This is a genomic window from Pseudoxanthomonas spadix (genome assembly GCF_003703395.1).
Lineage (GTDB): Bacteria > Pseudomonadota > Gammaproteobacteria > Xanthomonadales > Xanthomonadaceae > Pseudoxanthomonas_A > Pseudoxanthomonas_A spadix.
Window position 1 is genome coordinate 87,770 of sequence record NZ_RDQN01000003.1, and the last position, 24,648, is coordinate 112,417.

Genomic DNA, 24,648 nt, shown 5'->3' on the forward strand with positions numbered 1-24,648 from the left:
CGACCCAGGAGTGCGCATGCGCGGCGAACAGCGTGAACTGACGTTTCGATTCCTTGCCGAGCCCAAGGATGTCAACTACGGCGGCAAGGTGCACGGCGGGGTGGTGATGCGCTGGATCGACCAGGTCGGCTATGCGGCGGCGGTCGGCTGGAGTGGCCACTACAGCGTCACCGTGGCGGTGGGCGGCATCCGCTTCGTCGCGCCGATCCGGATCGGTGATGTGGTGACCATCACCGCCAAGCTGGTGCACACCGGCACCAGCAGCATGCACTTTGCCGTCGACGTGCGCGCCCGCGGCCTGGGCCTGGAGGATGGCAGCTCCGCCAGCCGGCTGTGCACGCACTGCGTGATCGTGTTCGTGGCCATGGACCAGGCAGAAGGCCGACCGACTGCGGTGCCGGCCTGGACCCCGGTCAACGACCAGGACCATCGCCTGGCCGAATACGCGACCAAGGTGATGGAGCTGAGCAAGGGCATCGAGCAGACCGTGGCGGCCTTCCACGCCGACGCGCCTTGATGGCCCGGCCGCAGACCCCTGCAGGCATGAAAAAAGCCAGCGCATGCGCCGGCTTTTTTCATGATCCAAGTAAGGCGCTGCGTTACATCGCCACGCGACGGGCCTGCATGAAGCGGCCGCCCCAGTAGCCGGAGGTCAGGGTGTCCACGCGGACATCCTTGCCGGTGCTGGGTGAGTGCAGGAAGCGGCCTTCGCCGACGTAGATGCCGACATGGTTGACCCGGCCACGCACGCCGAAGAACACCAAGTCGCCCTGGCGCAGTTCGTCGCGGTTGCTGATGAGCTGGCCCTCGCCGCTGGCCGCCATGTCGCGCGACACGCGCGGCAGGTCCACGCCCAGCGCGGTACGGAACACGTAGCCGACCAGGCCGCTGCAGTCCAGGCCACTGTCCGGATCGGTTCCGCCCCAGCGGTACGGGGTGCCCAGCAGGGTCAGGGCCCGCTGCAGCACGCTCTGGACCTTGCCGACCTCGGTTTGGTTGGCGGCGGCCGCGCCGGTCAGGTCGTAGTTGCTCAGCAGGCGGCTCAGGTCGCCGGCCAGCATCGCCGAACGGTCCATCACCGGCACCGTGTCGGTGGCGGCCAGGCGCGGCAGCAGGGCGGTCAGGGTGGCGGCGGCGGCCTGGGTGGCCTTGTCGCGCAGGCTGCTGCCGGTGCTGGCCACGGCCGGCACCGCGGCGCCGGGCACCAGGGCCGAAGCGGGAAGGGTCACTGCCAGGGGTGTGGCGGCGAGGGACTGGCCTGCCGGTACGGCGGCCGGGCCGGCGGGGGTGATGGTGGTCGGAACGCCGGTGGCGACCGTGGTCGGGACCGGGCTGGTCACCGTGGCGACATCGCCGGAGAGGGTATGGATGGCCTGCGGCTGGGAGCCAGGGGCAGCATCCTGAGCCATCGCCAATGGCGAGGCCGACGTGCCCAGCAGGGCCAGGATCAGAAGGTGGAGCGAACCGCGACGGGGTCGGCGGGTGGTGAGCGGTGTGCCTGACGGCAGGTCATCGTTCGTCACGGGCAGATGAAGGTTTCGTGGCGGAGACAGGAGTGTGCCGTTAGATCCAAGTGAAAATGTTCAAAGTTCGTTAGGTTTCCGGGGTGTGACCTGATACTTCCATCACATTTTCAGCCATCACCTCTACTCAACAACGCGCCGGGCGCCGGTGTAGTGATCCCGCCAGTAGGGGCCGTCCAGATCATCCAGGCGCACGGTGCCACCGCTGCTGGGGGCGTGGACGAAGCGCCCCTGACCCAGGTAGATGCCAACATGGCTGACGTTGCCGCGGCTGCCGAAAAACACCAGGTCGGCCGGCGCCAGACGGTCCTGGTCGATCTTCGGGCCTTGGACCTTGGCCAGTTCGCCCGAGCTGCGCGGCAGGCGCAGGTCGAGCATGTCGCGATAGACATAGCTGACCAGGCCGCTGCAGTCGAAGCCCGAATCGGGCGTGTTGCCGCCGTAGCGGTAGGGCGTGCCGACCAGGCCCAGCGCCCGCATCAGCACGCCGTTGACCGCGGCCGGGTCGGCGACCTGGACCGTCGGCCAGGCCTTGCCCGAGGGTGGCGCGGCAGGCCTGCGGACCAGCGCGCGCTCGCTACCACAACCGGCCAGCAGCAGGCTGGCACCCAATGCCAGCCAGGCGGCGGCATGGGCGACTGGCAAGCGCTTGGGCGAGCCGGGATAATGGGCGGTCTTCATGGCGGCCCATGTTGACCGCATGCCCTGCGGCAGACAAGCCGTGCACCCGCCGCCCGCCGCGGCCCACCCAAGAGTGTTCAATGAAAATCGCCAAAGACAGCGTCGTGCGTTTCCACTACACCGTTTCCGAAATCGGCGCCGAGCCGCTGGAGAGTTCCGAAGGCCGCGAGCCGCTGGCGATCCTGGTCGGCCACGGCAACATCATCCCGGGCCTGGAGAAGGCGATGATGGACAGGGAAGCCGGCGAGCAGTTCGGCGTGGACGTCGAGGCGGCCCAGGCCTATGGCGACAAGCGCGACGGCCTGACCCAGCGCGTGCCCAAGAAGCACTTCGGGGCGCAGAAGCTGGCCCCGGGTCAGCAGGTCGTCCTGCAGACCAACTTCGGCCCGCGCGCGGTGACCGTGCAGAAGGTGGGCATGAGCGTGGTCGATGTGGATCTCAACCATCCGATGGCCGGCAAGGACCTGCATTTCGAGGTGGAAGTGGTCCAGGTGCGGCAAGCTACGCCCGAAGAGCTCGAGCATGGCCATGTCCATGGCGACGGTGGCCACGATCACTGATCGGCGTCCAACGCGATCGATCCGGCGGCCCGCGTGCGCGGGCCGTCTTCGTTTGCGCCGGTCGCGATGAGGGCGGACACGCGCGCGGGGCAGCCGGCCGCGCCGCTGCCGCCGATGACACGCGTGGCGGCGCTGGACGCGCTGCGCGGGCTGGCCCTGCTGGGTATCGTGCTGATGAACCTGGAAGGCTTTGCGGGCCCGCCGGCGCAGATGGGCACCGGGATCGACCCGGCCTGGCGGGGCCTGGACCGCTGGGCCGATGCGGCGATCTACGTGCTGGTGCAGGGCAAGTTCGTCGCGCTGTTCTCGTTGCTGTTCGGCGCAGGCTTTGCGGCGATGGCCGCGCGCGCCGAGGGTGAAGGCTGGTCGCTGAGCCAGGTCTGGTTGCGGCGTTGCGCCGGACTGCTGCTGATCGGGTTGGCGCACGCGCTGCTGCTGTGGTCCGGCGACATCCTGGTGACCTACGCGCTGTGCGGACTGGTGCTGCTGGCCTTTCGCGAAGTGCTGGGCGGACTGCTGGCGTGGGTCGGGGCAGGGGTGTTCCTGATCCCGGCCGGTGTGTCGTTGCTGGCCGGACTGGCCGAACCGGCGCTGGCCGGCTCGGCGCAGTGGCAGCACGCACTGCAGGCACAGGCCGCGCACGTGGCCGAAGTGACCCGTGCGCAGGTGCTGGCCTACGGGCACGGCGACTTCGCGATGGCCACCGCCCAGCGCCTGCGCGACCTGGGCCAGAGCCTGAGCGTGTTGCCCATCACCGGTGCGCAGGTACTGGGGCTGTTCCTGATCGGACCGTGGCTGGGCCAGGTGCTGGCCCGGCCGCAGGCGCATGCGCGCGCGCTGGCGTGGATGCGCCAGGGCGCCTTGCCGCTCGGGCTTGGCATGACCCTGGTGTCGGTGTGGCTGGCGCCGTGGATCGCGCCCGGCCGTGCCGATCTGCGCGCCGGCCTGGCGGCGGCCCTGATGCTGGCCGCCAGCCTGCCGCTGTGCCTGGGTTATATCGGCTGGACCCTGCGCTGGCTGGCACATCCGGCCTCGGCGCGGCTGGCTGGTCTGCTGGCCGCGGCCGGGCGCCTGGCATTGAGCAACTACCTGCTGCAGTCGCTGGTGTGTGTGGGGGTGTTCTATGGCTATGGAATGGGGGCCTTCGGACTGGGGCGCGCCTGGCAGGTGGCGTTGGGCTTCGGCTTGTTTGCGCTGCAGCTGCTGGTGAGCCGCTGGTGGCTGGCACGTGCAGCGATGGGGCCGGCCGAATGGCTGCTGCGCGCCGCCGCCTATGCGCGTGCGCCGGGGCGCCGCGCCAGCTGACCTCCCGCGCGCCAGGCGCGGTCGGTCGGCGCGATCCTCACTTCCTTCGATCGCCCTGCACGGCATGCTGGAGCGACAACGGCGGGCCTCGGTTCGCTGCGGGTTTTCATTCGATGGAGTGGTGTAGATGCCTCAGCGCGACAACAGCCAGTACGACCTGATCGTCATCGGCGCTGGGTCGGGCGGCCTGGCCGGCGCCTTCCGTGCAGCCGAATATGGCGCCAGCGTCGCGATCCTGGACCCGGGTGAACTGGGCGGCACCTGCGTCAACGTCGGCTGCGTGCCGAAGAAGGCGATGTGGCTGGCGGCCGAGCTGGGCCGGCACGTCGAGATGGCCGCCGACCTGGGCTTCAGGGTGCATGGCGGGCCGCTGGACTGGCAGGAGTTCGTCGTCCACCGCCAGCGCTACATCGCCGGTATCCACGACAGCTACCGCAAGCGCCTGGCGAAGGCCGACATCATGCGCATCCCCTCGCGCGGCACCCTGGTGCCGGGCGGGGTGCGCTGCGAGGACGGCCTGGACCTGAAGGCCAGGCACGTGCTGCTCGCCACCGGTGGCCATCCGCTGCGACCGCAGATCCCGGGCGCGGAACTGGCGATCGATTCGGACGGCTTCTTCAACCTGTGTTCGGCGCCGCCGCGGGTGGCCATCATCGGCGGCGGCTACATTGCCGTGGAGCTGGCCGGTGTGTTGCAGGCGCTGGGCAGCCAGGTCGAACTGTTCGTGCGCGGGCCATGCCTGCTGCAGTCCTTCGACCGCGACCTGACCCTGCAGCTGGCCGAGAACCTGCGCCAGGGCGGCATTGGCCTGTTCTTCGACACCGAGGTCACTGCGCTGGAAAAAGCCGGCCAACAGACCTGCGTGGTCACCGATACCGGGCCGGTGCCGGGCGGTTATGACTGCGTGATCTTCGCCACCGGGCGCGCGCCCAACACGCGCGAGCTCGGGCTGGAGGCGGTCGGCGTGGCCACCGACACCCACGGCTCGGTGCAGGTGGACTGCTGGCAGGACACCACTGTCCAAGGCGTCCACGCGATCGGCGACGTCACCGACGTCGGCGTGGCGCTGACGCCGGTGGCCATTGCCGCGGCGCGCCGGCTGATGGATCGCCTCTTCGGCCACAAGCCGCAGGCCCGGCTCGACTACGCCAACATCCCCAGCGTGGTGTTCTCGCATCCGCCGATGGGCAGCGTCGGAATGACCGAAAAACAGGCCCGCGCCGAGCATGGCGATGACACGGTGCGGGTGTTCGCCACGACCTTCAGGCCGATGCTCCACGCGCTGGCCGACACGCCCCAGCACAGCCTGTTCAAGCTGGTCTGCGTCGGTGATGAAAAGCGCGTGGTCGGCGTGCACCTGATGGGCGAGAACGCCGACGAGATCCTGCAGGGGTTTGCGCTGGCGGTGAAGCTGGGCGCCACCCTGGACGACCTGCACGACACCGTGGCGATCCATCCCACCAGTGCCGAGGAATTGGTCCTGCTGCGCTGAAGCCAGGTGGCAGACCCTGCGGCAATCGGGAAGGGCCGCATCGCAGTGGCCCTCAGTCTGCGGACCCAGCAGATGTGGGAGCCGCTTCAGCGGCGAAAGGGCTCTCCCGGGAAAGCTCCATCGCCGCTGAAGCGGCTCCCACCGGAGCGGTGTTGATCCCTCGCTGGCGACAGGCCATGGAGTCTGGCAGCAACCGGAGGGGACGCACTGCAGCGCCCCGTTCCCGTTGTGCGTGCTGCAAATCCCGGAAGGTCAGTGCCCGGCCGCGGCACCGGTGCCGGCCTTGGCCGCGAACGGCGGCCGGGCAAACCACACGAACACGATCACGCCCAGGAAGATCCAGCCCAGCAGGTAGAAGATCTCGTTGAAGCCGATCTGCAAGGCCTGCTGGCCGATCATCTGATTGAGCATCACTGCCCCGGCCTGGGGATCGCCGTGGCCGAGCTGGTACACGGTCTGCTGCATGGCCGGGTCGTAGGCGCTGATATGTTCGGTCAGCTCGGCGTGGTGGATGGTGGTGCGCCGGTTCCAGGCCCAGGTGGTCAGCGAGGCGGCGAAACTGCCGCCCAGGGTGCGCACGAAGGTGGCCAGGCCCGACCCTGCGGAGATCTCGTGCGGCTCCAGATCCGAGAGCAGGATGGTCAGCACCGGCATGAAGAACAGCGCCACGCCCAGGCCCTGGATCAGCTGGATTTCGGCCACCCGGCCGAAGTTCACCTCCAGGTTGAAGCCCGAACGCAGGAAGCTGGTCGCGGCCATCACCACGAACGCCACGCTGGCCAGCACGCGCAGGTCGAAGCGGTGGGCGTACTTGCCCACGAACGGGGTCAGGATCACCGGCAGCAGGCCGATCGGCGCGGTGGCAAGGCCAGCCCAGATCGGCGTGTAGCCCATGTTCCGCTGCAGCCACAGCGGGACCAGCAGGCTGATCGAAAAGAATGCCGAATAGGCCATCACCAGCGCCAGCGTGCCGGCGGCGAAGTTGCGGTGGCGGAACAGGCGCAGGTTGACGATCGGGTCCTTCTCGGTCAGTTCCCAGATCACGAACACGCTCAGCGCGATCGCCGCCACGATGGCCAGGATCACGATCCTGTGCGAGTTGAACCAGTCCTCGTCGTTGCCCAGGTCGAGCATGATCTGCAGCGCGCCCACGCCCAGCACCAGCGTGGCCAGGCCGATGTAGTCCATCTTCGGCGTTTCCAGCTTTTCCGGACGGCCCTTCATCTGCCGCCCGACCACGATGCTGGCGAAGATGCCGATGGGAATGTTGATGAAGAAGATCCATTCCCAGCTGTAGTTGTCGGTGATCCAGCCGCCCAGGATCGGTCCGGCGATCGGCGCCACCACCGTGACCATCGCCAGCAGGGCGATGGCCTGCCCGCGTTTTTGCGGTGGATAGATCGAGATCAGCAGCGCCTGTGTGACCGGGTACATCGGCCCGGCGACGAAGCCCTGCAGCGCCCGGGCCACCACCAGCAGGCCCATCGAGTTGGCGATGCCGCACAGGAACGAGGCGATCACGAAGGCCAGCGTGGCCCAGGTGAACAGCCTGACCTCGCCGAAGCGGCGGGTCAGGTAACCGGTCAGCGGCAGGGCGATGGCGTTGCTCACCGCAAAGGAGGTGATGACCCAGGTGGCCTGGTTGGCGCTGGCGCCCAGGTTGCCGGAGATGGTGGGCAGCGAGACGTTGGCGATGGTGGTGTCCAGCACCTGCATGAAGGATGCAAGGGCCAGCCCCAACGTGCACAGGGCCATGTTCGGCGGCCGGAACGGCGCGGCCGCCGGCTGTGGAGCGGCCCGGGGGCCGCCGGCGTCTTCGGCGATGGTGGACATCTGCGGCGTCCTCAGTGGCTCTGGGACGATGCGGGCAGGTTCTGCTCGATGATCGAGGCGATCAGCCGGTCGGCATCGGCCAGCTGCTGCGCGTAGGCCGCGGTGGTCATCAACGGCCTGGCATCGGCGCGGTCCTGGCGCGCCGGGGCCAGCACCGGACCGTTTTGGTCCTTGAGGTTGACGTTGACGTCCATGCTCAGGCCGATGCGCAGCGGATGCTCGCGCAGCTGCCCGGGGTCCAGGGTGATCTTCACCGGCAGGCGCTGGACGATCTTGATCCAGTTGCCGCTGGCGTTCTGCGCCGGCAGCAGCGAGAACGCACTGCCGGTGCCCATGCCCAGGCTGTCGACCGTCCCTGCGTAGGTGACCTCATCGCCGTACAGATCGGCATGCACCTGCACCGGCTGGCCGATGCGCATCTTGCCCAGCTGGGTTTCCTTGAAGTTGGCTTCCACCCAGAGCTGGTCGATCGGCACGATGGTCATCAGCGTGGTGCCCGGCTGGACCTGCTGGCCCAGTTGCACGCTGCGCTGGGCCACATAGCCGGAGACCGGTGCCACGATCGCCACACGCTGCAGGTTCAGGTACGCCTGGCGCAGCTGCGAGGCCGCAGCCTGCACCTGCGGGGCCTTGCCCACGGTGGTGGCATCGACCAGCGCGCGGCTGCGCTGCAGGCCGCCGCGCGCAGCGCCCAGGGCCGCCTCGGCCGAGGCCAGGACATCGCGGGCATGGGCCAGTTCCTCGCGCGAGACCGCACCGCTGGCCACCAGGCCTTGGCGGCGCTTGACGTCGGCCCGGGCCTGATCGACCGCGACCTGGCGCGCGCGCAGGTCCGACTCGCCGGACTGGACATCGCTGAACAGGCCGCGCACCTGGCGCACGGTCGCGCCCAGGTTGGCCACGGCCTGGTCGTAGCTGACCTGGGCATCATTGGGATCCAGGTGCACCAGCGCCTGGCCGGCCTCGACCTTCATGCCGTCGTCGGCATCGATGCTGACCACCGTGCCCATGGTCTGCGGCACGATCGAGACGATGTTGCCGTCCACATAGGCGTCGTCGGTGGACTGGTGCCAGCGGCCGTACAGCAGCGCGTAGGCCAGCCAGCCCAGGCCGGCCACGATCACCACGGCCACCAGGATCAGCAGCGCGCGCCGGCGGTGGTTCTTCTGCGGTGGCGTGGCGGCCGCTGCGGGAGGTGGGGTCTGCGTGTTCATGGGCTGGTTTCGGCGGTGAGGTTGGAAGAAGGGACGGTCAGCGGCAGGCCGCCGCCGAGGGCTTGGTCGAGGTCGACCACGGCGGCGTAGCGCTGCGCATGCAGGCCGGCCAGCTGCTGTTCAAGCTGCAGCAGCGGGCGCTGCGCGGCCAGGACCTCCAGCTGGGTGCCAAGGCCGGCGTCGTAGCGGCTGCTGGCCAGCTCGAAGGCCTTCTGCGCCGCGTCGCGGGCCTGACCGATGGAGGCGATCTGCGCGTCCAGCGAACGGGCGGTCTGCACCGCATCGGCGACTTCGCGCATGGCCCCGACCAGGGACTGGTTGTAGTCGGCCACGGCCAGGTCGTACTGCGCCTGGGCGCTGTCGAGGTTGGCGCGCAGGCGGCCGCCGTCGAAGATCGGCAGACTGATCGCCGGCCCACCGAAGACCAGGGCCGAGTCGTTCTCGAACAGGTCCGACAGATGGGCCGAGGCCAGGCCGGCGATCACGCTGAGATTGACGCTGGGCTTGAACGCGGCCTGGCGCGCGTCGATCCCGCGGTTGGCCGCCTCCACCCGCCAGCGCGCGGCCACCACATCGGCGCGGTGGCCGAGCAGTTCGCTGGGCAGCACGCCGGGCACGGCCGGGGCCGGGGCCTGCAGCAGGCGCGGCTGGGTGATCGACTGGCCGCGGTCCGGGCCCTTGCCCAGCAGTGCGGCCAGGGCGTTGTGCAGCAGGGTGATCTGGTGCCCGGCGGCCTGTTCCTGCTGGCGCGCGGCGGCGATCGTGCTTTCGGCCTGGCGCAGCTGCAGGTCGTTGTCCAGGCCGGCGTCCACGCGCTGCTGGCTGAGCTCGCGCAGTTGGGTGGAGCGGTCCATTTCGCGCCGGGCCACGTCCAATGCTTCATGGGCCTGTGAAAGCGAAATGTAGGTGCGGGCGATGTTGGCCGACAGGGCCAGGCGTGCGGCCTGCGCATCGACCTGGGTCGCCCGGGCCTGGCCGACCGCCGCTTCCCAGGCGGCGCGCTGGCCGCCCCACAGATCCGGGGCCCAGCTCAAATCGAGCCTGAGCACATTGCTCCACCTCAGATCGCCGCCGAGATCTTCCCCGGCCAGGCCCTCGGGCAGCTGCACGCCGCTGTGCTGGGCCGAAGCATCCAGGGTGGGCCTGCGCTGGGCATCGGCCAGTCCGGCCTGGGCCCGGGCCTGGCGCAGGCGTGCGTCGGCAGCGGCCAGCGACGGGCTGCCGGCCAGGCCTTCGTTGATCAGGCTGTCCAGCTGCGGGTCGCCCAGCGTCTTCCACCAGTCCTGCTGCGGGAAGGCAGCGGCGCTGAAGGCGTCCTTGCCCAGGCTCTGGCGCGCGCTGAGGGTGTCGGCATCGAGCGCCTGGCCGGTGGTGGTCAGGCCATGGCTGCTCGCGCAGCCGACCAGGGCCAGGGCCCAGGCCAGCGACACGGTGAGCCTGACGGGCAGGCGCGTGGAAACAGGCGTGGACATGGTCAATCGGTCTCGGAGGTGAGGTTGTCGCGGGCCAGCTGGAGCAGGCGCATGAGTTCGCTGGCTTCGGTTTCGGACATGCCGGCGGTGGCCTGCTGGAGGATGCGCTGACCGCACAGGTGGATGTCCTGCCAGATGGCCTGGCCGGCATCGGTCAGGTGGATGTGCAGGGCCCGGCGGTCGCCCGGATCGGCCTGGCGCACGATCAGGCCGCGCGCCTCCAGCCGGTCCAGCAGCCGGGTCATCGCGCCGGGGTGAACCTCGGCGGCACGGGCCAGGTCGGTGACGCTGGCCATGCCGCCGGCCAGCCTCTTGAGGGTGATGAACTGGCTGAAGGTCAGATCGTGGCCGGTGGCGGCCAGCTCCTTCTCCAGGGCTTGCCAGACGGCCTCACGCACCTGGCGAATGAGCAGGCCAAGCGAGGCACCGCTGGCAGGCGCGGCGAGGGACGCGGGGGGTTTCATGGCGCGGCATGATCTGCGCCCACGAAATAACTGTCAATGCAATTATTGTCTCGGCAGCAGAATGACGCGTCGCATCATTCTGCTGACAGAACGGTCAGCTACAGGGTGCGATGCAGGATCAGTTCCAGCACCGCCTTGCTGCCGAAGAACGCCAACAGCAGCAGCGCCATCGCCACCAGGGTCCAGCGCACCGCCTTGGGCCCGCGCCAGCCACGCCGCCAGCGGCCCAGCAGCAGCCCGCCGAACACCAGCCACGACAGCACGCTCAGCACGGTCTTGTGGATCAGGTGCTGGGCGAGAAGGTTCTCCACGAACAGCGTGCCGGTCAGCAGGGTCGCGGTCAGCAGCGCGAAGCCGACCCCGATCGTGCGGAACAGCAGGGTCTCCAGTTCGGTCATCGGCGGCATCGCGCGCAGCCAGCTGTGGAATTCGCGCCGGCGCAGGGCCCGTTCCTGGACCCACAGCATGATCGCCAGCAGCGCCGCCACGGCCAGGGCGGCATAGGCCAGCAACGCCAGCCAGGCATGCAGCTGCAGGCGCCAGTCCAGGTGCGGTGAAGGCCGGTGCCCATAGCCGTGGTAGACCGCCAGCAACAGCGCGGCCAGCGGAAAGGCGACCACGCCCACCGTGGCCATGCGCCCGCGCGCGCCCACCACCGCCGTCATTGCCGCCATCCCCAGGCTGACCAGCGACAGGGCCGAGAAAAAGTGCATGTCCGGCCCGCCCGGCGTGCGCCAGGCGATCCACAGGTGATAGCCGGCGTGCAGGACCAGCGCCGCCAGCGCCGGCCAGCGCCAGCTGCGCGACGGGCCTGCGGCCTCGTGGCCGAGCGCGCGCACCAGCAGCACGGTCGCCAGCAGGTAGAAGACGATGGCAGCAAGGATGAAACCCATGCAAACAGTGTCGCACGCAGCCGCGCGCGGCGAGGATCATTGCCGATTGCCCATGCCGATGCGGCCCGGGCAAAACGCGCCGGATATACTGCGCGCCTGCCTTCGCCCCCCCCGGTTCCTGCCATGTTCGAATCCCTGACCCAGCGCCTGTCCGGCACCATCGAGCGCCTGCGCGGCCGCGGCCGCCTGACCGAGGAAAACATCCGCGAGGCCACCCGCGAGGTGCGCATCGCGCTGCTGGAAGCCGACGTGGCCCTGCCGGTGGTCCAGGCCCTGGTCGAGCGCATCAAGGTGCGCGCGGTCGGTCAGGAAGTGCTCAAGTCGCTGACGCCGGGCCAGGCCCTGATCAAGATCGTGCGTGACGAGCTGGCCACGGTCATGGGCTCGGCCGCCTCCGACCTGAACCTCAACGTGCCGGCGCCGGCGGTGATCCTGATGGCCGGCCTGCAGGGCGCGGGCAAGACCACCACGGTGGCCAAGCTGGCCAAGCACCTGAAGGAAAAGCGCAGGAAGAAGGTGATGGTGGTGTCCGCCGACGTCTACCGCCCTGCTGCGATCGAGCAACTCAGGACGCTGGCCCAGCAGGTGGACGTGCTGTTCTTCGCCTCCAGCGCCGAGCAGAAGCCCGAAGCCATCGTCCGCGCCGCCATCGAGGACGCGCGCAGGTCCTATGCCGACGTGCTGATCGTCGATACCGCCGGCCGGCTGGCCATCGACGAAGCGATGATGGACGAGATCAAGGCGCTGCACGCAGCGGCCAGGCCGGTCGAAACCCTGTTCGTGGTCGACTCGATGACCGGCCAGGACGCGGCCACCACCGCCAAGGCCTTTTCCGAAGCGCTGCCGCTGACCGGCGTGGTCCTGACCAAGACCGACGGCGATGCCCGTGGCGGCGCGGCGCTGTCGGTGCGCTACATCACCGGCAAGCCGATCAAGTTCATCGGCGTGGGCGAAAAGCCCGACGGCCTGGACGTGTTCCACCCCGAGCGCGTGGCCAGCCGCATCCTGGACATGGGCGATGTGCTGTCGCTGGTGGAGCAGGTCGAAAGCCAGGTCGACAAGGACAAGGCCCAGAAGCTGGCCGAGAAGGTCGCCAAGGGCAAGAAGTTCGACCTCAACGACATGCGCGACCAGCTCGAGCAGATGCAGAACATGGGCGGCATCGGCGCGCTGATGGACAAGCTGCCCGGCCTGGGCCAGGTGCCCGAGCATCTGAAGCAGCAGGTTGCCGGCAACAAGGAAGTGCCGCGCATGATCGCCATCATCGGTTCGATGACCAAAAAGGAGCGGCGCAATCCGGCCCTGCTCAACGGCTCGCGCCGCGCCCGTATCGCCAAGGGCTCGGGTACCCAGCCTTCGGACGTGAACAAGCTGATGAAGCAGTTCACCCAGATGGAAAAGATGATGAGCAAGCTCGGCCGTGGCGGCATGAAAGGCATGATGCGCGGCATGAAGGGCATGATGGGGGCCATGGGCGGCCGCGGCGGCATGCCGCCGTTGCGTTGATGCGCTGATGGCATCGGCCGCGCGCCAGCGATCGCAGGCTTTCTGTGCGCGCTTGGGCGCACGGCTTCCGATCCTGCTGGCGCCAATGGCGCCGATGGCGCAGGCCACGCCGGCGGCAACGCTGCTGAAGGACTGGTGGATCCAGGCCGAGGCGCTGCTGTGAGCACGCCGGCACTGTATTGCGGCAGCCGGCTGGCCGGCACCGACGAGCTGCGCGCGCTGGCGAGCGTCAACTATGGCCACTTCACCGTCATGCGCGTGCGCGGCGGCGCGGTCCAGGGGCTGGATCTGCACCTGGCGCGGCTGCGGCAAGGCCATGCGGCGTTGTTCGATGCCGACTTCGACCAGGCCCAGCTGCGCCATGACCTGCGCACGGTGCTGGCCGGGCAGGGCGAGGCGTGGGTGCGGATCACCGGCTTTGCGCGGGACTTCAACTACCGCGATCCCTTGCAGGCGGTGCAGCCGGCGTGGTTCATCTCGGTGGCCGCCGCGGCGCCGGTGGCCGGCGGGGCGCCGCTGTCGCTCAAGTGCTTTGCATTCGTGCGCCCGCTCCCGCAGATCAAGCACCTGGCGACCCTGCCGCTGTTCCATTACCGGCGCCAGGCTCGCCTGGCCGGACATGACGATGCGCTCTTCGTCGCAGGGCCCGGCAGCGACGCCCGGGTCGTCGAAGGCTCGCTGTGGAACATCGGCTTCTGGGACGGAACCGGTGTGCTGTGGCCGCAGGGGCCGGCCCTGCGCGGCACCTGCGAGGCCCTGCTGCAGCGCGGCCTGGACCAGCTCGGCGTGTCGCAGCGCGTGGCCGCGGTGAGCGTGGCCCAGGCCACGACCCTGGCCGCCTTTACCGCCAACGCCAGCGGGTGTGCCGGCGTGGCGCGGATCGAGGCCACGACGCTGCCTGCCGCGCCCGGCCTGCAGGACTTGCTGGCGCGCGCGCTGGCGACCCAGGCCTGGGACCTGATCTAAAGGGGGCTGGCGTGAGGTCGGGCGGCTGAACCACGCAAGTTTGCGTGTCGCGCGCAGCCGGCTATAATTGCCGGCTTACCGCGCCATTCCGGCGACTGGGCAACACCCGAGAAAGCACCATGGTCAAGATCCGCCTTAGCCGCGGCGGCGCCAAGAAGCGCCCCTTCTATCACATCATCGTCAGCGACGTGCGTGCTGCACGCGATGGCCGCAACATCGAGCGCGTGGGCTACTACAACCCGGTCGCCCAGGGCGCCGAGCCGCGCGTGGTGCTGGACACGGCCCGGGTCGACCACTGGGTCGGCCAGGGTGCCCAGCTGACCGACAAGGTCCGCAACCTGTACAAGGAAGCGGCCAGGCTCAACCCGCAGGCTTCGGCCTGATCGCGCCTCGGGCGCGGCTGCCAGCCGCGGCCGAAAGATCCCCATGACCGGGAACACGACGCGCCACATTCTGCTGGGCAGGGTGGTTGGCGCGTTTGGCGTGCGTGGCCAGGTCAAGATCGAATCCTGGACCGAGCCGCGCGAGGCCATCTTCCGCTACCAGCCCTGGACCCTGCGCGACGCCGCCGGCAACGCGCGTGAGCTCATCGGCGCGCGTGGCAGGAACTCCGGCAAGCACCTGGTCGCCGATTTGCCCGGGGTGGAGGATCGCGATGCGGTCGATGCGCTGGTGGGCCTGGAAATCTCGGTGCCGCGCAGCGCGCTGCCGCCGCCCAGGCCCGACGAATATTACTGGGTCGACCTGGAGGGTCTGCGTGTGATCAACGCCGACGGCCGCGATTTCGGCATCGTCTCGCACCTGTTTTCCACCGGCGCCAACGACGTGCTGGTGGCCAAGGGCGACAAGGAGCGGCTGATTCCGTTCGTGCAGCCCGAGTTCGTGACCGGGGTGGATTTCCAGGCCGGTGTCGTCGGTGTGGACTGGGATCCGGACTTCTGACCGGTTGGCGGGCCGCGGGTTCGCCATACTGATCTTGTTCGTTTCCTGCCGCCGCCTGCACGCATCGCCATGCGCATCGACGTCATCAGCCTGTTCCCTGAATTCATCGACCAGAGCACCGGCTTTGGCGTGGTCGGGCGCGCACGCGAACGCGCCCTGCTGCAGCTGCAGGGTTGGAATCCGCGCGACTACGCCAGCGGCAACTATCGCCGCGTGGATGATCGTCCGTTCGGCGGCGGGCCGGGCATGGTGATGCTGATCGAGCCGCTGCGCGCCTGCCTGGAGGCCGCGCGCCAGGCCGATCCGACCCCTGCGCCGGTCCTCTACCTGAGCCCGCAGGGCCGCCCGCTGACCCAGGCGCGGGTGCGCGAACTGGCCCTGCTGCCGCGGATGATCCTGCTGTGCGGGCGCTATGAAGGCGTGGACGAGCGCTTGCTGGCGCACCAGGTCGACGAGGAGATCTCGATCGGCGACTACGTGCTGTCCGGCGGCGAACTGGCTGCCGCGGTGCTGATCGATGCGGTCACCCGGCTGCAGGAGGGCGTGCTCAACGACGCCGAATCGGCCGCCCAGGACAGCTTCGAGGGCGAGGGCGGGCTGCTGGACTGCCCGCATTTCACCCACCCGGCCAGCCACGCCTGGGGCGAGGTGCCCGAGGTGCTGCGTTCGGGCAACCACGCCGCCATCGCCCGCTGGCGGCGGCAGCAGTCGCTGGGCCGGACCTGGCTGCGGCGCCCGGAGCTGCTGGACGAGTCGGCCCTGTCACCGGCCGATCGCAAGCTGCTGGAGGCGTTCCGGCAGGAATGGGCGGCAGATGGATCGCCCGCGAAACCCTAGGAGCCTGTCGGACTTTGGCCGGCCGGGCTGCAAATCCGGCTTGTGCGGTCCATATTTCCGTCGCTCCTTGCCCCATAGAACCACGATGGGGCGGCGAATCGCCGAAAATCTGTCCTCGCACAGCCGAATTTTCGCCTCGACCGCCAAAGCCCGACAGACTCCTAGCCACGGCGGCCAATTTGTCTATAATGCGCAGTTCTCACGGCCAGCTCGGCTTGCGGGGAACCCCATAACAACAATCGTGCGGCGCAATCCTGCGAACGCATCAGTGCCTGCTGTCGAAACCCGACACGCCCACCTCAACAGATAACCGGTGCCACCATGAGCAAGTTGAACAAGTCCATCGTCGCGGAGTTCGAAGCCGCCCAGATCACCCGCGAGCTGCCGCAGTTCAGCCAGGGTGACACCATCGTGGTCAACGTGAAGGTGAAGGAAGGCAACCGCGAGCGCGTGCAGGCCTACGAAGGCGTGGTCATCGGCAAGAAGAACGCCGGCCTGAACTCGGCCTTCACCGTGCGCAAGATCTCGCACGGCTACGGCGTCGAGCGCGTGTTCCAGACCCACAGCGCGACCATCGACTCGGTCGAGGTCAAGCGCCGCGGCAAGGTCCGCGCCGGCAAGCTGTACTACCTGCGTGGCCTGCAGGGCAAGGCCGCACGCATCAAGGAAGACCTGGCTGCCGCGGCTCAGGCCAAGGTGGCCCGCCAGGCCGCTGCTTCGGCCAGCGCAGGCAAGTAAACCTGGCCACATGCGCCGCTGCGGCGGCGCTGCGCTATGCTCGAAACCCGGCGAAAGCCGGGTTTCCTGTTTTTGCTGGATCGCACAGGCGCATGCCTGCATGCAGGACGATTCCGCTCAAGGCTTGAGGTGATGGCGATGCAGCCCAATGCATTGAAGTTGCTGTGCGGCATGGCGATGCTGGCCCTGGCCGGCTGCGCCAGCACGATCGGCCAGGATGGCTCGACCGTTTCACTGGTCTGCCAGCAGCAGGCGCGCGAGGCGGCCAACCAGCCGCCGTTCCCAAAGTCGTTGCGAGACGGCAAGCATGGTCAGGAGTTTCAACAAGGCATCCGCGACGCGCAGATGTCGCGATCCTGCCAGCAGGAAGTCGATTCGCATGTCGAAGTCACCTTCAAACCCACGCACGGCAGTTGAACAGGCGCATCCGATCGTGGCATTGATGGCCTTCGGATATTCAGGAATTCATCCATGAAACTGCTGGCTTCGTCCTCCTCGGCCGCAACATTGGCCAGGTCGAGCGCCGGCACGATGGTCCGTGACCCCTGCCAGCCCAACGATTTGCCGGAATGGTCCAGCGGCAAGCGGGACACCATCAAACCCGACTTCTTCAGGAAAACATGACTGAACCGCTTGTCGCACGAACCGTCCGCCTGGATGTCTGGCTGTGGGCGGCGCGCTTCTACAAGACCCGTGTGCTGGCCAAGGATGCGGTGGCGCTGGGCAAGGTGGAGATCGGCGGCCAGCGGGCCAAGCCGGCGCGTGCGGTGCGAGTGGGCGATGTGTTGCAGGTCCAGCGCGGCGATGAACGCTTTGAGGTGACCGTGCTGGGCCTGTCCGATGTGCGCGGGCCGGCGCCGGTGGCGCAGGCGCTCTACGGCGAAAGCCAGGCTTCGCAGCAGCGTCGCGCGCAGGTCCGCGCCACACGCGCTGCCGAGCGCAGCGGCTACCGCGCGCCGCAGACCAAGCCGGACAAGCGTGCACGGCGCCTGATCCAGGCGCTGGGCGACATCGACGCGTTCTGATCCGGCCTCTGGCGGCCGACGCTGCAGGGACTGGCCGGCTGCTCAGCCCGGCGCGGCAGGATCGGCCACCGGCAAGGAACAACGAAAACGTCCAGCGGTCCAGCAGGACCAGCGTCAGCATCGACGTGGTGACTGGCAGGTGCCGCCGGCTCCGCATGGTCGTGGGTCGAAGCCAGGAGCTGTTCTGCATTCGCGCCGGGCAACCCACCGCCCGCGCCGCTGGGGTTTTGCCCCCTCTCCCCCGCCTGCGGGGGAGAGGGCCGGGGTGAGGGGGATCGAGGTGATGGCCGTGCTGACGACGACACATCGCGTGCCGGAGCCGGCTGCGGTTTGCTGAGTTTCAAGCAACAAGCCCCCCTCACCCAACCCTCTCCCCCGCCTGCGGGGGAGAGGGGGCTTATGTGCCGCGTCGCTGGCCGGAGCCCAGGCTAGCAGCCTGTCGGGCTTTGGTGGTCGAGGCGAGAATTCGGCTGTGCGAGGTCAGATTTTCGACGGTTCGCCGGCCCATAGTGGTGCTATGGGCCAAGAAGCGGCGGAAAGATGGACCGCACAGGCGGATTCGCAGCCCGGCCGACCAAAGTCCGACAGGCTGCTAGGGGATTGACGAGGTGACAGAGAGACAGTGCAGGTGGGGGAAAGGGAGCCGAGCACCATGTCGTGAAGACCGCTGCGCCTACACGCCGGTGGTCAGCGCGGGATCGCCGGCGCGGCGCCAATGACGCAGGCCGAGTACGGCCAGCCCGACGAAGCCCAGGTACAGCGCCGCGGTCACGTCCAGCGACTTGTACAGGTACAGCCCGGTGTAGATCACGTCCACCACGATCCACAGCCACCACGCCGCCACGTGGCGGCGTGCCTGCCACCACTGCGCCACCAGGCTGAAGGCAGTCAGTGCCGCGTCCAGCCAGGGCAGGGCGGCATCGGTGAAGGTGTGCATCACCATGCCCAGCGCCACGGCCAGGACCACGCCGCAGGCCAGGTCGCGCAGCATCGCGCGCCCCGCCAGCGGCGCAACCTGGACCAGGCCATCGCCATCCAGGTGCGCCTTCCAGCGCCACCAGCCGTAGCCGATGAAGCCGGCGAAGGCGCCCTGCAGCAGCGCATCCGAATACAGCCTGGCCTGGATGAACACCCCGGCATACAGCGCCACCGAGACCAGCCCGAGCGGCCAGCCCAGCAGGTGCCGGCGCGCGGCCAGCCAGACCGCGGCCACGCTCACCGCCGCGGCGATCCATTCCAGGGTCTGGGCGTTCACAGCGCGTAGCTCACCGACAGGCGCGCCATGCGCGGCGCGCCGGGGAACAGGTAATAGTCGCCGCCGCTGCTGCCGGTGTCGCGCCAGTAGCGGTGGTCGAACACGTTGTCCACCGACAGGCGCCAGGTCAGCGCATGGCCGCGCAGCTCGCTGCGCAGGCGCACGCCGGCGTCGAACACGTTGTAGGCCGGCGCGCGCACCGCGCCGTCGGCGGTGGCCACGTTCGGCGCGGCATAGCGCCAGCCGCCGCTGAGCGTCCAGGCCGGCGCGAACGGCAGCTGGTAGTCGGCATACACGCTGGCGCGCGCCTTGGGCACATTGAGCAGCTGGTGGCCTTGGTAGGCCGGCGTGCCGGCATCCTCGGCGCGCGCGCGCAGCACACTGGCGCTGGCGGTGACGCGCAGGTGCTCGGTGATGCGGCCGTTGGCGCTCAGTTCCAGGCCGGTATGCACCTGGTCGCCCTGCTGGACGAAGCTGTAGCCGGCGGCGCTGTCGTCGGGCCGTGCGTACTGGAACGGCTGGCTGATGCGGAACAACGCCGCGCCCAGGTCCAGGGTGTCGGTCGCGGAGAACTTGACCCCCAGCTCGACCTGGCGCGAGACCATCGGCGGCAGGAAGCTGCCGGCATTGGAAGTCCAGTAAGGCGCCTGCTGGCCCAGCGACAGGCCCTTGCTGTAGCTCAGGTATGCGTTGAGCTGCGCGGTGGCCTGCCACAGCAGCGCGGTCTGCGGCAGGAACTTGCTCAGGCGCGTGTGCCGCTCGCGCACGCCTTGGCTGTCGTTGGCGTCTTCGTCCAGGCGCACATGGCGCCCGCCCGCCAGCCACTGCCAGCCGTTGCCCAGGCCGATGCGGTCCAGCGCGAAGACCGCGCGCTGCCTGTCGTCCAGGCGGCGCGCGGAGGGACCGGGCTGGTTGGGCGAGGGCGCGAACACCGGCACCTGCGGATCATCGATGTTGGCCGTGCCCACGTAGTCGTATACGTCCTGGCGCCGGTCCACCGTGCGCTGGAAACCGTCCACGCCAAAGGTCAGCTGATGGCTGAGCGCGCCGGTGTGGAAGCTGCCCTGCAGCTGCGCGCGCAGTTGATCGTTGACCCGGGTGTCGTCGGGGCTGCGGTAGTCGTAGATGTCGTAGTCGCCGTTGGGCGCGAAGAAGTTGCCCGGCACGCTGCCATCGGCGCACTGTGCGGCATAGAAACACCCGTAGGCGAAGGCCACGTTGTCATCGATCACGCTGCGGCTGTGGCCCAGCGCCACGCTGCCCTGCCAGGCATCATTGAACCGGTAGCGATAGCGCGCGGTAAAGTTGCTCGAGGCGATGGCCACCGGCTGCTGCCAGGGCTGGTAGCCGAGCATCCGGGTGCGGCTGGGATGGTCGGGCAGGGCCTGGCCGCCCAGCAGCTGATAGCCGGAGACCGAGCGTTGCGCGCTGGTCTGGTAGTTGCCGTCCAGTTCGAGCCTGGCCTTGTCGCCGATCAACCAGTCGGCCGCCAGCGCATAGAAATTGCGCCGGCCATCGGCGTGCTCGACGTGGGAATGGGTGTCTTCCCAGGCCGCATTGAAGCGCAGGCCAAAGCGCGGGGTGATCCAGCGGCCCAGGTCCACCGCGGTGTAGCGCGAGCCATGCGAGTCGGTGCCAACGGTCAGCTCCTGCACCCGCGCCGGGCGCTTGGCCACGTAGTTGATGATGCCGCCAGGGGCCATGATGCCCGCGGTCAGGCCGGCTTCGCCCTTGAGGATCTCCACCTGCTGGATGTGCTCCAGGGCCAGGCGCTGCTCGCCGGCGATGGTCAGGTCGTTGAAGCGATAGCCGGTGGCCAGATCCAGCGCAAAGCCGCGGATGGCCACGTTCTGGTAATAGCCCACCGCGGCATAGCTGTCGCCGAGCGAGGCGTCGCTGTAGGCCAGCTCGCTCAACGTGCGCGGTTGGCGGTTGTCGAGCAACCCACGACCCAGCACGTTGATCGAGGCAGGGATGTCCTTCCAGCTGCCGGGGCCGAAGCTGCTCAGCTGCGGGGCCGGAGTGGTCGGTTCCTGGCCCTGCACCCGCACCGGTGCCAGCTCGGTGGCGGAAGTTTCGGTTGCCTGCGCATCGTCGGCCTGCTGGGCCTGGAGCGGCAGCGCGGTGCAGAGCAGGGAGGAAAGTAGCAGGGTGGAGCGAGAGCGGTTCATCGATTCGTCACCAGGGAGTGGCTCAGGGACGAAGCGACGGCCGCACGTGCGCACGCCTGCCACAGGCGGTGCTTGCGTGCTGCTCAAAGCTCCCTACGCCGGTACGAACCGGATCAGGTTCCAAGGGACTCTCTCAGCCTGGCAACGCCAGGCACCCCCGCTTCAGGGGTCATTTGACAACAAACCGCGGGCAATTGCACACCCGGCGTGTTCAGGCCGCCGCGCCGATCGCCTGCAGCAGGGCCTGGCCCGGCGCGGTGTGGAACCAGCGTGCATGCCCCAGCAGGAAGGTGTCGTAGGCCACCTGGGCATTGCCGGGCGAATGGGTCACGGCCTGGAAATACTCGACTTCGGACAGCGCGAACTCCACGTGCACCAGCGGCAACAGGTCGGCCAGCAGTTGCAGGCGCGGTGGCTCCAGCGCCAGCACGCTGCGATAGCCGTCGATGAGTGCCAGGGCGGTGTCCAGGTGGAGCGCGTCCATGCCGCGTTCTGGCGTCAGCCAGGCGATCGCGTTGCGTTCGATCGCCGTGGCCAGGTCGAACAGCGCGCTGGTCGGCGAGGCCAGGCCGAAGTCGAGCACGCTGCTCACGCGCATGGCCGCGCCATCGTGTTGCCACAGCAGGTTGGAGACGTGCCAGTCGTTGTGCGCCCACAGGCGCGGCTCGGCGCGCAGGCGCGCGGCAAGACCGGCGTGCCGGGGCAATAGCGCATGGCGCAAATCGGCCTGCCACTGGCGATGCTGCAGGTACGCCGCCAGGCCCGGGCGCTCGCCCAGCTGCGCCTGCAGCGCGGCAATCGGATCGTCGGCGCGCAGCAAATCGTCGCGGGCGACCAGCAGGTGGGTGCTGCGCTGGGGCGCGCGGTAGTCGGCAGCGGCCCGGTGCAGGCGTGCCAGCATCGCCCCGGCTTCATGGGCCTGCCCAGGATCGGTCAGCGGCGTCCACGAGGCGCTCTGGCGATACAGGTCTTGGCCGATGCCGGCACTGTGGACCTCGTAGGTCCAATCGCCGATGGCCGACGCCGTGTGCGCGTCCCGGTCGGCAAACACCTGCACCACCGGCACGCCGTGCGCGGCCAGGTGCGCGATGAAGCGATGTTCCTCTTCCAGCTGGGCCGGGGTCCGCACGCGGGCATGGTGGCGCTTGATGAAGACCTGCCGCTGCGGCGTGCGCACCAGCGCCGCGGCCGACAGCGGGCGCGGGCTGTGCCACAGCACCGCTGCATCGCCATGCAGGCCCGGATAGCGCCTCAGCAGCTGCGCAATTTCCTGCTCGCGCAGCGGTGGCCAGTCCGGCGGCACCTCCTCGGCGCCGACGCCATGCACGCGATGGGTGGGAGCGGTCATGGCAAAACGCGCGGCGACATGGCCGGTATTGTGCGACAACGGCGCCAGAAGGCGCCGTTGTCGTGTTGCCGATGCCGTGGCGCGAAGGGCGCGCGCGGTGCGATCACTTCAGGTCGAAACGATCCAGCTCCATCACCTTGGTCCAGGCCGCGACGAAGTCCTGCACGAACTTGTCCTTCGCATCGCTGGCGGCATAGACCTCGGCCAGCGCACGCAGGACCGCATTGGAGCCGAACACCAGGTCCACGCGCGTCGCGGTCCACCTGACCGCGCCGGTCTTGCGGTCACGTCCCTCGAAGGTGGTCGGCGAGGCCGGCTTCCAGTCGATGCCCATGTCCAGCAGGTTGACGAAGAAGTCGTTGCTCAGCGTGCCCGGCCTGTCGGTGAACACCCCATGGCCGGCGCCGCCCACGTTGGCGCCCAGCACGCGCAGGCCGCCGACCAGCACGGTCAGTTCCGGCGCGGTCAGGGTAAGCAGCTGCGCCTTGTCGATCAGCAGCGCCTCTGCCGGCACGCCGGGCTGGCCCTTGACGTAGTTGCGCAAGCCATCGGCCAGCGGTTCGAGCATGCCCACCGACTCGACATCGGTCTGTTCCTGGGTGGCGTCGCCGCGGCCAGGCGTGAACGGCACGGTGATGGCCTGGCCGGCGGCCCTGGCCGCCTGCTCCACCCCGACTGCGCCGCCCAGCACGATCAGATCCGCCAGCGACACCGGCTTGCCGAAGTCCTGGCCGATCTGTTGCAGCTTGCCCAGCACCTGGGCCAGTTGTGCCGGCTGGTTGACCTGCCAGTCCTTCATCGGCGAAAGCGCGATGCGTGCGCCGTTGGCACCGCCACGCTTGTCCGAGCCGCGGAAGGTCGACGCCGACGCCCAGGCCGTGCTGACCAGCTGCGCAACGCTCAGCCCGCAGGCGGCGATCCTGCCCTTGAGCGCGTCGATGTCGGCCGCCTCCAGCCGGGTCTGCGAGGCCGGGATCGGGTCCTGCCAGAGCAGGTCCTCGGCCGGTACTTCCGGCCCCAGGTAACGGGCCTTCGGGCCCAGGTCGCGGTGGGTCAGCTTGAACCAGGCGCGGGCGAAGGCATCGGCAAACTGGTCGGGGTTTTCCAGGAAGCGGCGCGAGATCTTCTCGTAGGCCGGGTCGAAACGCAGCGCCAGGTCGGTGGTGAGCATGGTCGGCAGGATTTTCCTGGACCCATCGTGTGCGTGCGGGATGATCGCCCCGGCATCGCGGGCCACCCACTGGTGCGCACCAGCCGGGCTTTTGGACAGCTCCCACTCGAAGCCGAACAGGTGCTCGAAGAAGTCATTGCTCCACCGGGTCGGGGTCTTGGTCCAGGTCACTTCCAGGCCGCTGGTGATGGTATCGGCGCCCTTGCCGGTGCCGAACCTGTTGGCCCAGCCAAGGCCCTGTTGTTCCAGATCGGCCGCTTCAGGCTCGGCGCCGACATTGTCGGCCGGGCCTGCCCCATGGGTCTTGCCGAAGCTGTGGCCGCCGGCGATCAGCGCCACGGTCTCCTCGTCGTTCATGGCCATGCGCGCGAAGGTCTCGCGGATATCCAGGGCGGCCTTGAGCGGATCGGGATTGCCATCCGGGCCTTCCGGGTTGACATAGATCAGCCCCATCTGCACGGCGGCCAGCGGGTTTTCCAGCTTGCGCGAATGGCTGTGGCCGGCATCGTCGTCGGCCACCAGGACCGCCTCGTCGCCCGGCTTCTGCACCCCTTCCGAGCCGTGCGCATAGCGCACATCGCCGCCCAGCCAGGTGGTTTCGGCACCCCAGTACACGTCCTGGTCCGGCTCCCAGGTGTCCTGGCGGCCACCGGCAAAGCCGAAGGTCTTCAGGCCCATCGACTCCAGCGCGACGGTCCCGGTGAGGACCAGCAGGTCGGCCCAGGAAATGGCCTGGCCATACTTCTGCTTGATCGGCCACAACAGGCGCCGCGCCTTGTCCAGGTTGACGTTGTCCGGCCAGCTGTTGAGCGGGGCGAAACGCTGCTGGCCACGGCCGGCGCCGCCGCGGCCATCGGCGGTGCGATAGGTGCCGGCGCTGTGCCAGGCCATGCGCACGAACAGCGGGCCGTAATGGCCGAAGTCGGCCGGCCACCAGTCCTGCGAGTCGGTCATCAGCGCGTGCAGGTCGGCCTTCAGCGCGGCGTAGTCCAGCTTGTTGAAGGCTTGGGCATAGTCGAACGTGTCACCCAGTGGGTCGGACCTGTTGGAATGCTGGGCAAGCAGGTCCACGCGCAGGCGCTTGGGCCACCATTGCGCGTTGGTCGTGCCGCCGCCGGCGGCGTGGTTGAACGGGCACTTGGCTTGGGTTGTCATCGTGGCTGTCTCGTGATGGGCGTGGCGGAGGGGCGGGTGCGGGTGAGCGGCCACCATAGGCAGGCACGATAAAAAATTAAAATCGATAGTTGTGGCC

General features: G+C 68.9%; 24 protein-coding genes and 1 riboswitch. Of the genes, 13 read left to right on the plus strand and 11 right to left on the minus strand.

Going from position 1 to position 24,648, the window contains the following annotated elements:
- The first annotated feature begins 16 nt into the window (after positions 1–16).
- On the plus strand, positions 17–517 hold the full coding sequence (locus D9R12_RS05605; protein WP_014160134.1) for an acyl-CoA thioesterase: 501 nt from the start codon (positions 17–19) through the stop codon (positions 515–517).
- An 82-nt stretch (positions 518–599) separates the two neighbouring features.
- Here the strand turns inward: D9R12_RS05605 and D9R12_RS05610 are convergent, their stop codons facing one another.
- Both D9R12_RS05610 and D9R12_RS05615 read right to left on the minus strand, forming a co-directional pair.
- Complete coding sequence (locus D9R12_RS05610) at positions 600–1,292, minus strand: C40 family peptidase (protein ID WP_425479061.1); 693 nt, start codon at positions 1,290–1,292, stop codon at positions 600–602.
- Positions 1,293–1,646: 354 nt separating this feature from the next.
- Positions 1,647–2,204, minus strand: a complete 558-nt coding sequence (locus D9R12_RS05615) for a C40 family peptidase (protein WP_122228933.1) — start codon at positions 2,202–2,204, stop codon at positions 1,647–1,649.
- 80 nt (positions 2,205–2,284) lie between these two features.
- Here D9R12_RS05615 and D9R12_RS05620 point away from each other — a divergent pair, with 80 nt between their 5' ends.
- The 3 genes from D9R12_RS05620 (at position 2,285) to gorA (ending at position 5,561) form a co-directional block, all read left to right on the plus strand.
- On the plus strand, positions 2,285–2,764 hold the full coding sequence (locus D9R12_RS05620; protein ID WP_014160137.1) for an FKBP-type peptidyl-prolyl cis-trans isomerase: 480 nt from the start codon (positions 2,285–2,287) through the stop codon (positions 2,762–2,764).
- A 114-nt stretch (positions 2,765–2,878) separates the two neighbouring features.
- On the plus strand, positions 2,879–4,069 hold the full coding sequence (locus D9R12_RS05625; RefSeq protein WP_210538882.1) for a DUF418 domain-containing protein: 1,191 nt from the start codon (positions 2,879–2,881) through the stop codon (positions 4,067–4,069).
- 127 nt (positions 4,070–4,196) lie between these two features.
- Positions 4,197–5,561, plus strand: a complete 1,365-nt coding sequence (gene gorA, locus D9R12_RS05630; protein ID WP_014160139.1) for a glutathione-disulfide reductase — start codon at positions 4,197–4,199, stop codon at positions 5,559–5,561.
- A 252-nt stretch (positions 5,562–5,813) separates the two neighbouring features.
- Here the strand turns inward: gorA and D9R12_RS05635 are convergent, their stop codons facing one another.
- The 5 genes from D9R12_RS05635 to D9R12_RS05655 all read right to left on the minus strand — a co-directional run bounded on the left by D9R12_RS05635 (position 5,814) and on the right by D9R12_RS05655 (position 11,437).
- Positions 5,814–7,394 carry a DHA2 family efflux MFS transporter permease subunit gene (locus tag D9R12_RS05635; RefSeq protein ID WP_122228937.1) on the minus strand — a complete coding sequence of 527 codons (1,581 nt, stop codon included), beginning with the start codon at positions 7,392–7,394 and terminating at the stop codon, positions 5,814–5,816.
- An 11-nt stretch (positions 7,395–7,405) separates the two neighbouring features.
- Positions 7,406–8,608, minus strand: coding sequence for an HlyD/EmrA/EmrK family protein (locus tag D9R12_RS05640; RefSeq protein ID WP_122228939.1), 1,203 nt, complete (start codon positions 8,606–8,608; stop codon positions 7,406–7,408).
- Positions 8,605–10,080, minus strand: a complete 1,476-nt coding sequence (locus D9R12_RS05645) for an efflux transporter outer membrane subunit (protein WP_122228941.1) — start codon at positions 10,078–10,080, stop codon at positions 8,605–8,607. The genes D9R12_RS05640 and D9R12_RS05645 overlap by 4 nt, the downstream gene beginning before the upstream one ends.
- A gap of 2 nt (positions 10,081–10,082) precedes the next feature.
- Complete coding sequence (locus D9R12_RS05650; RefSeq protein WP_122228943.1) at positions 10,083–10,544, minus strand: MarR family winged helix-turn-helix transcriptional regulator; 462 nt, start codon at positions 10,542–10,544, stop codon at positions 10,083–10,085.
- A gap of 98 nt (positions 10,545–10,642) precedes the next feature.
- A complete protein-coding gene (locus D9R12_RS05655) occupies positions 10,643–11,437 on the minus strand; it encodes a cytochrome C assembly family protein (RefSeq protein WP_122228945.1) in 795 nt (264 codons plus the stop codon).
- Positions 11,438–11,560: 123 nt separating this feature from the next.
- On the opposite strand from D9R12_RS05655, the gene ffh reads away from it, so the two are divergent.
- The 9 genes from ffh to D9R12_RS05695 all read left to right on the plus strand — a co-directional run bounded on the left by ffh (position 11,561) and on the right by D9R12_RS05695 (position 17,451).
- Complete coding sequence (gene ffh, locus D9R12_RS05660; protein ID WP_122228947.1) at positions 11,561–12,943, plus strand: signal recognition particle protein; 1,383 nt, start codon at positions 11,561–11,563, stop codon at positions 12,941–12,943.
- Positions 12,944–13,102: 159 nt separating this feature from the next.
- On the plus strand, positions 13,103–13,909 hold the full coding sequence (locus tag D9R12_RS05665; protein WP_170159160.1) for an aminotransferase class IV: 807 nt from the start codon (positions 13,103–13,105) through the stop codon (positions 13,907–13,909).
- Positions 13,910–14,028: 119 nt separating this feature from the next.
- Positions 14,029–14,292 carry a 30S ribosomal protein S16 gene (gene rpsP, locus D9R12_RS05670; protein WP_122228951.1) on the plus strand — a complete coding sequence of 88 codons (264 nt, stop codon included), beginning with the start codon at positions 14,029–14,031 and terminating at the stop codon, positions 14,290–14,292.
- A 43-nt stretch (positions 14,293–14,335) separates the two neighbouring features.
- Positions 14,336–14,851, plus strand: coding sequence for a ribosome maturation factor RimM (gene rimM, locus D9R12_RS05675; RefSeq protein WP_122228953.1), 516 nt, complete (start codon positions 14,336–14,338; stop codon positions 14,849–14,851).
- A gap of 69 nt (positions 14,852–14,920) precedes the next feature.
- Positions 14,921–15,688 carry a tRNA (guanosine(37)-N1)-methyltransferase TrmD gene (trmD, locus tag D9R12_RS05680; protein WP_014160150.1) on the plus strand — a complete coding sequence of 256 codons (768 nt, stop codon included), beginning with the start codon at positions 14,921–14,923 and terminating at the stop codon, positions 15,686–15,688.
- Positions 15,689–16,009: 321 nt separating this feature from the next.
- Positions 16,010–16,426 (plus strand): 50S ribosomal protein L19, encoded by a 417-nt coding sequence (rplS, locus tag D9R12_RS05685; RefSeq protein ID WP_043290427.1) that lies wholly within the window; start codon positions 16,010–16,012, stop codon positions 16,424–16,426.
- 36 nt (positions 16,427–16,462) lie between these two features.
- Positions 16,463–16,843, plus strand: a complete 381-nt coding sequence (locus D9R12_RS05690) for a hypothetical protein (protein ID WP_147475053.1) — start codon at positions 16,463–16,465, stop codon at positions 16,841–16,843.
- A 54-nt stretch (positions 16,844–16,897) separates the two neighbouring features.
- A complete protein-coding gene (locus tag D9R12_RS15735) occupies positions 16,898–17,050 on the plus strand; it encodes a hypothetical protein (protein ID WP_158308229.1) in 153 nt (50 codons plus the stop codon).
- Entirely contained in the window at positions 17,047–17,451 is a 405-nt protein-coding gene (locus D9R12_RS05695; protein WP_122228955.1) for an RNA-binding S4 domain-containing protein, read from the plus strand. The genes D9R12_RS15735 and D9R12_RS05695 overlap by 4 nt, the downstream gene beginning before the upstream one ends.
- Positions 17,452–18,124: 673 nt before the next feature.
- Here the strand turns inward: D9R12_RS05695 and pnuC are convergent.
- The 4 genes from pnuC to katG form a co-directional block, all read right to left on the minus strand.
- Positions 18,125–18,706, minus strand: coding sequence for a nicotinamide riboside transporter PnuC (pnuC, locus tag D9R12_RS05700; RefSeq protein ID WP_122228957.1), 582 nt, complete (start codon positions 18,704–18,706; stop codon positions 18,125–18,127).
- Positions 18,703–20,877, minus strand: a complete 2,175-nt coding sequence (locus tag D9R12_RS05705) for a TonB-dependent siderophore receptor (RefSeq protein WP_122228959.1) — start codon at positions 20,875–20,877, stop codon at positions 18,703–18,705. The genes pnuC and D9R12_RS05705 overlap by 4 nt, the downstream gene beginning before the upstream one ends.
- 73 nt (positions 20,878–20,950) lie before the next feature.
- Positions 20,951–21,046: riboswitch (TPP riboswitch) on the minus strand.
- Between the two features lie 42 nt (positions 21,047–21,088).
- Positions 21,089–22,225, minus strand: coding sequence for a phosphotransferase enzyme family protein (locus D9R12_RS05710; RefSeq protein ID WP_122229410.1), 1,137 nt, complete (start codon positions 22,223–22,225; stop codon positions 21,089–21,091).
- 103 nt (positions 22,226–22,328) lie between these two features.
- Positions 22,329–24,551 carry a catalase/peroxidase HPI gene (gene katG / locus D9R12_RS05715; protein ID WP_122228962.1) on the minus strand — a complete coding sequence of 741 codons (2,223 nt, stop codon included), beginning with the start codon at positions 24,549–24,551 and terminating at the stop codon, positions 22,329–22,331.
- Positions 24,552–24,648 lie beyond the last annotated feature (97 nt).

Excerpts from the sequence above, each read along its gene's own strand:
- D9R12_RS05695 (WP_122228955.1), top strand. The coding sequence starts at position 17,047 with ATGACTGAACCGCTTGTCGCACGAACCGTCCGCCTGGATGTCTGGCTG.
- D9R12_RS05655 (WP_122228945.1), bottom strand. The coding sequence starts at position 11,437 with ATGGGTTTCATCCTTGCTGCCATCGTCTTCTACCTGCTGGCGACCGTG.
- D9R12_RS05650 (WP_122228943.1), bottom strand. The coding sequence starts at position 10,544 with ATGAAACCCCCCGCGTCCCTCGCCGCGCCTGCCAGCGGTGCCTCGCTT.
- D9R12_RS05625 (WP_210538882.1), top strand. The coding sequence starts at position 2,879 with ATGACACGCGTGGCGGCGCTGGACGCGCTGCGCGGGCTGGCCCTGCTG.
- D9R12_RS05615 (WP_122228933.1), bottom strand. The coding sequence starts at position 2,204 with ATGAAGACCGCCCATTATCCCGGCTCGCCCAAGCGCTTGCCAGTCGCC.
- D9R12_RS05640 (WP_122228939.1), bottom strand. The coding sequence starts at position 8,608 with ATGAACACGCAGACCCCACCTCCCGCAGCGGCCGCCACGCCACCGCAG.
- D9R12_RS05710 (WP_122229410.1), bottom strand. The coding sequence starts at position 22,225 with ATGACCGCTCCCACCCATCGCGTGCATGGCGTCGGCGCCGAGGAGGTG.
- katG (WP_122228962.1), bottom strand. The coding sequence starts at position 24,551 with ATGACAACCCAAGCCAAGTGCCCGTTCAACCACGCCGCCGGCGGCGGC.
- D9R12_RS05645 (WP_122228941.1), bottom strand. The coding sequence starts at position 10,080 with ATGTCCACGCCTGTTTCCACGCGCCTGCCCGTCAGGCTCACCGTGTCG.
- D9R12_RS05705 (WP_122228959.1), bottom strand. The coding sequence starts at position 20,877 with ATGAACCGCTCTCGCTCCACCCTGCTACTTTCCTCCCTGCTCTGCACC.
- D9R12_RS05605 (WP_014160134.1), top strand. The coding sequence starts at position 17 with ATGCGCGGCGAACAGCGTGAACTGACGTTTCGATTCCTTGCCGAGCCC.
- D9R12_RS05635 (WP_122228937.1), bottom strand. The coding sequence starts at position 7,394 with ATGTCCACCATCGCCGAAGACGCCGGCGGCCCCCGGGCCGCTCCACAG.
- rimM (WP_122228953.1), top strand. The coding sequence starts at position 14,336 with ATGACCGGGAACACGACGCGCCACATTCTGCTGGGCAGGGTGGTTGGC.
- rplS (WP_043290427.1), top strand. The coding sequence starts at position 16,010 with ATGAGCAAGTTGAACAAGTCCATCGTCGCGGAGTTCGAAGCCGCCCAG.
- gorA (WP_014160139.1), top strand. The coding sequence starts at position 4,197 with ATGCCTCAGCGCGACAACAGCCAGTACGACCTGATCGTCATCGGCGCT.
- D9R12_RS05620 (WP_014160137.1), top strand. The coding sequence starts at position 2,285 with ATGAAAATCGCCAAAGACAGCGTCGTGCGTTTCCACTACACCGTTTCC.
- rpsP (WP_122228951.1), top strand. The coding sequence starts at position 14,029 with ATGGTCAAGATCCGCCTTAGCCGCGGCGGCGCCAAGAAGCGCCCCTTC.
- ffh (WP_122228947.1), top strand. The coding sequence starts at position 11,561 with ATGTTCGAATCCCTGACCCAGCGCCTGTCCGGCACCATCGAGCGCCTG.
- trmD (WP_014160150.1), top strand. The coding sequence starts at position 14,921 with ATGCGCATCGACGTCATCAGCCTGTTCCCTGAATTCATCGACCAGAGC.
- D9R12_RS05690 (WP_147475053.1), top strand. The coding sequence starts at position 16,463 with ATGCTCGAAACCCGGCGAAAGCCGGGTTTCCTGTTTTTGCTGGATCGC.
- D9R12_RS15735 (WP_158308229.1), top strand. The coding sequence starts at position 16,898 with ATGAAACTGCTGGCTTCGTCCTCCTCGGCCGCAACATTGGCCAGGTCG.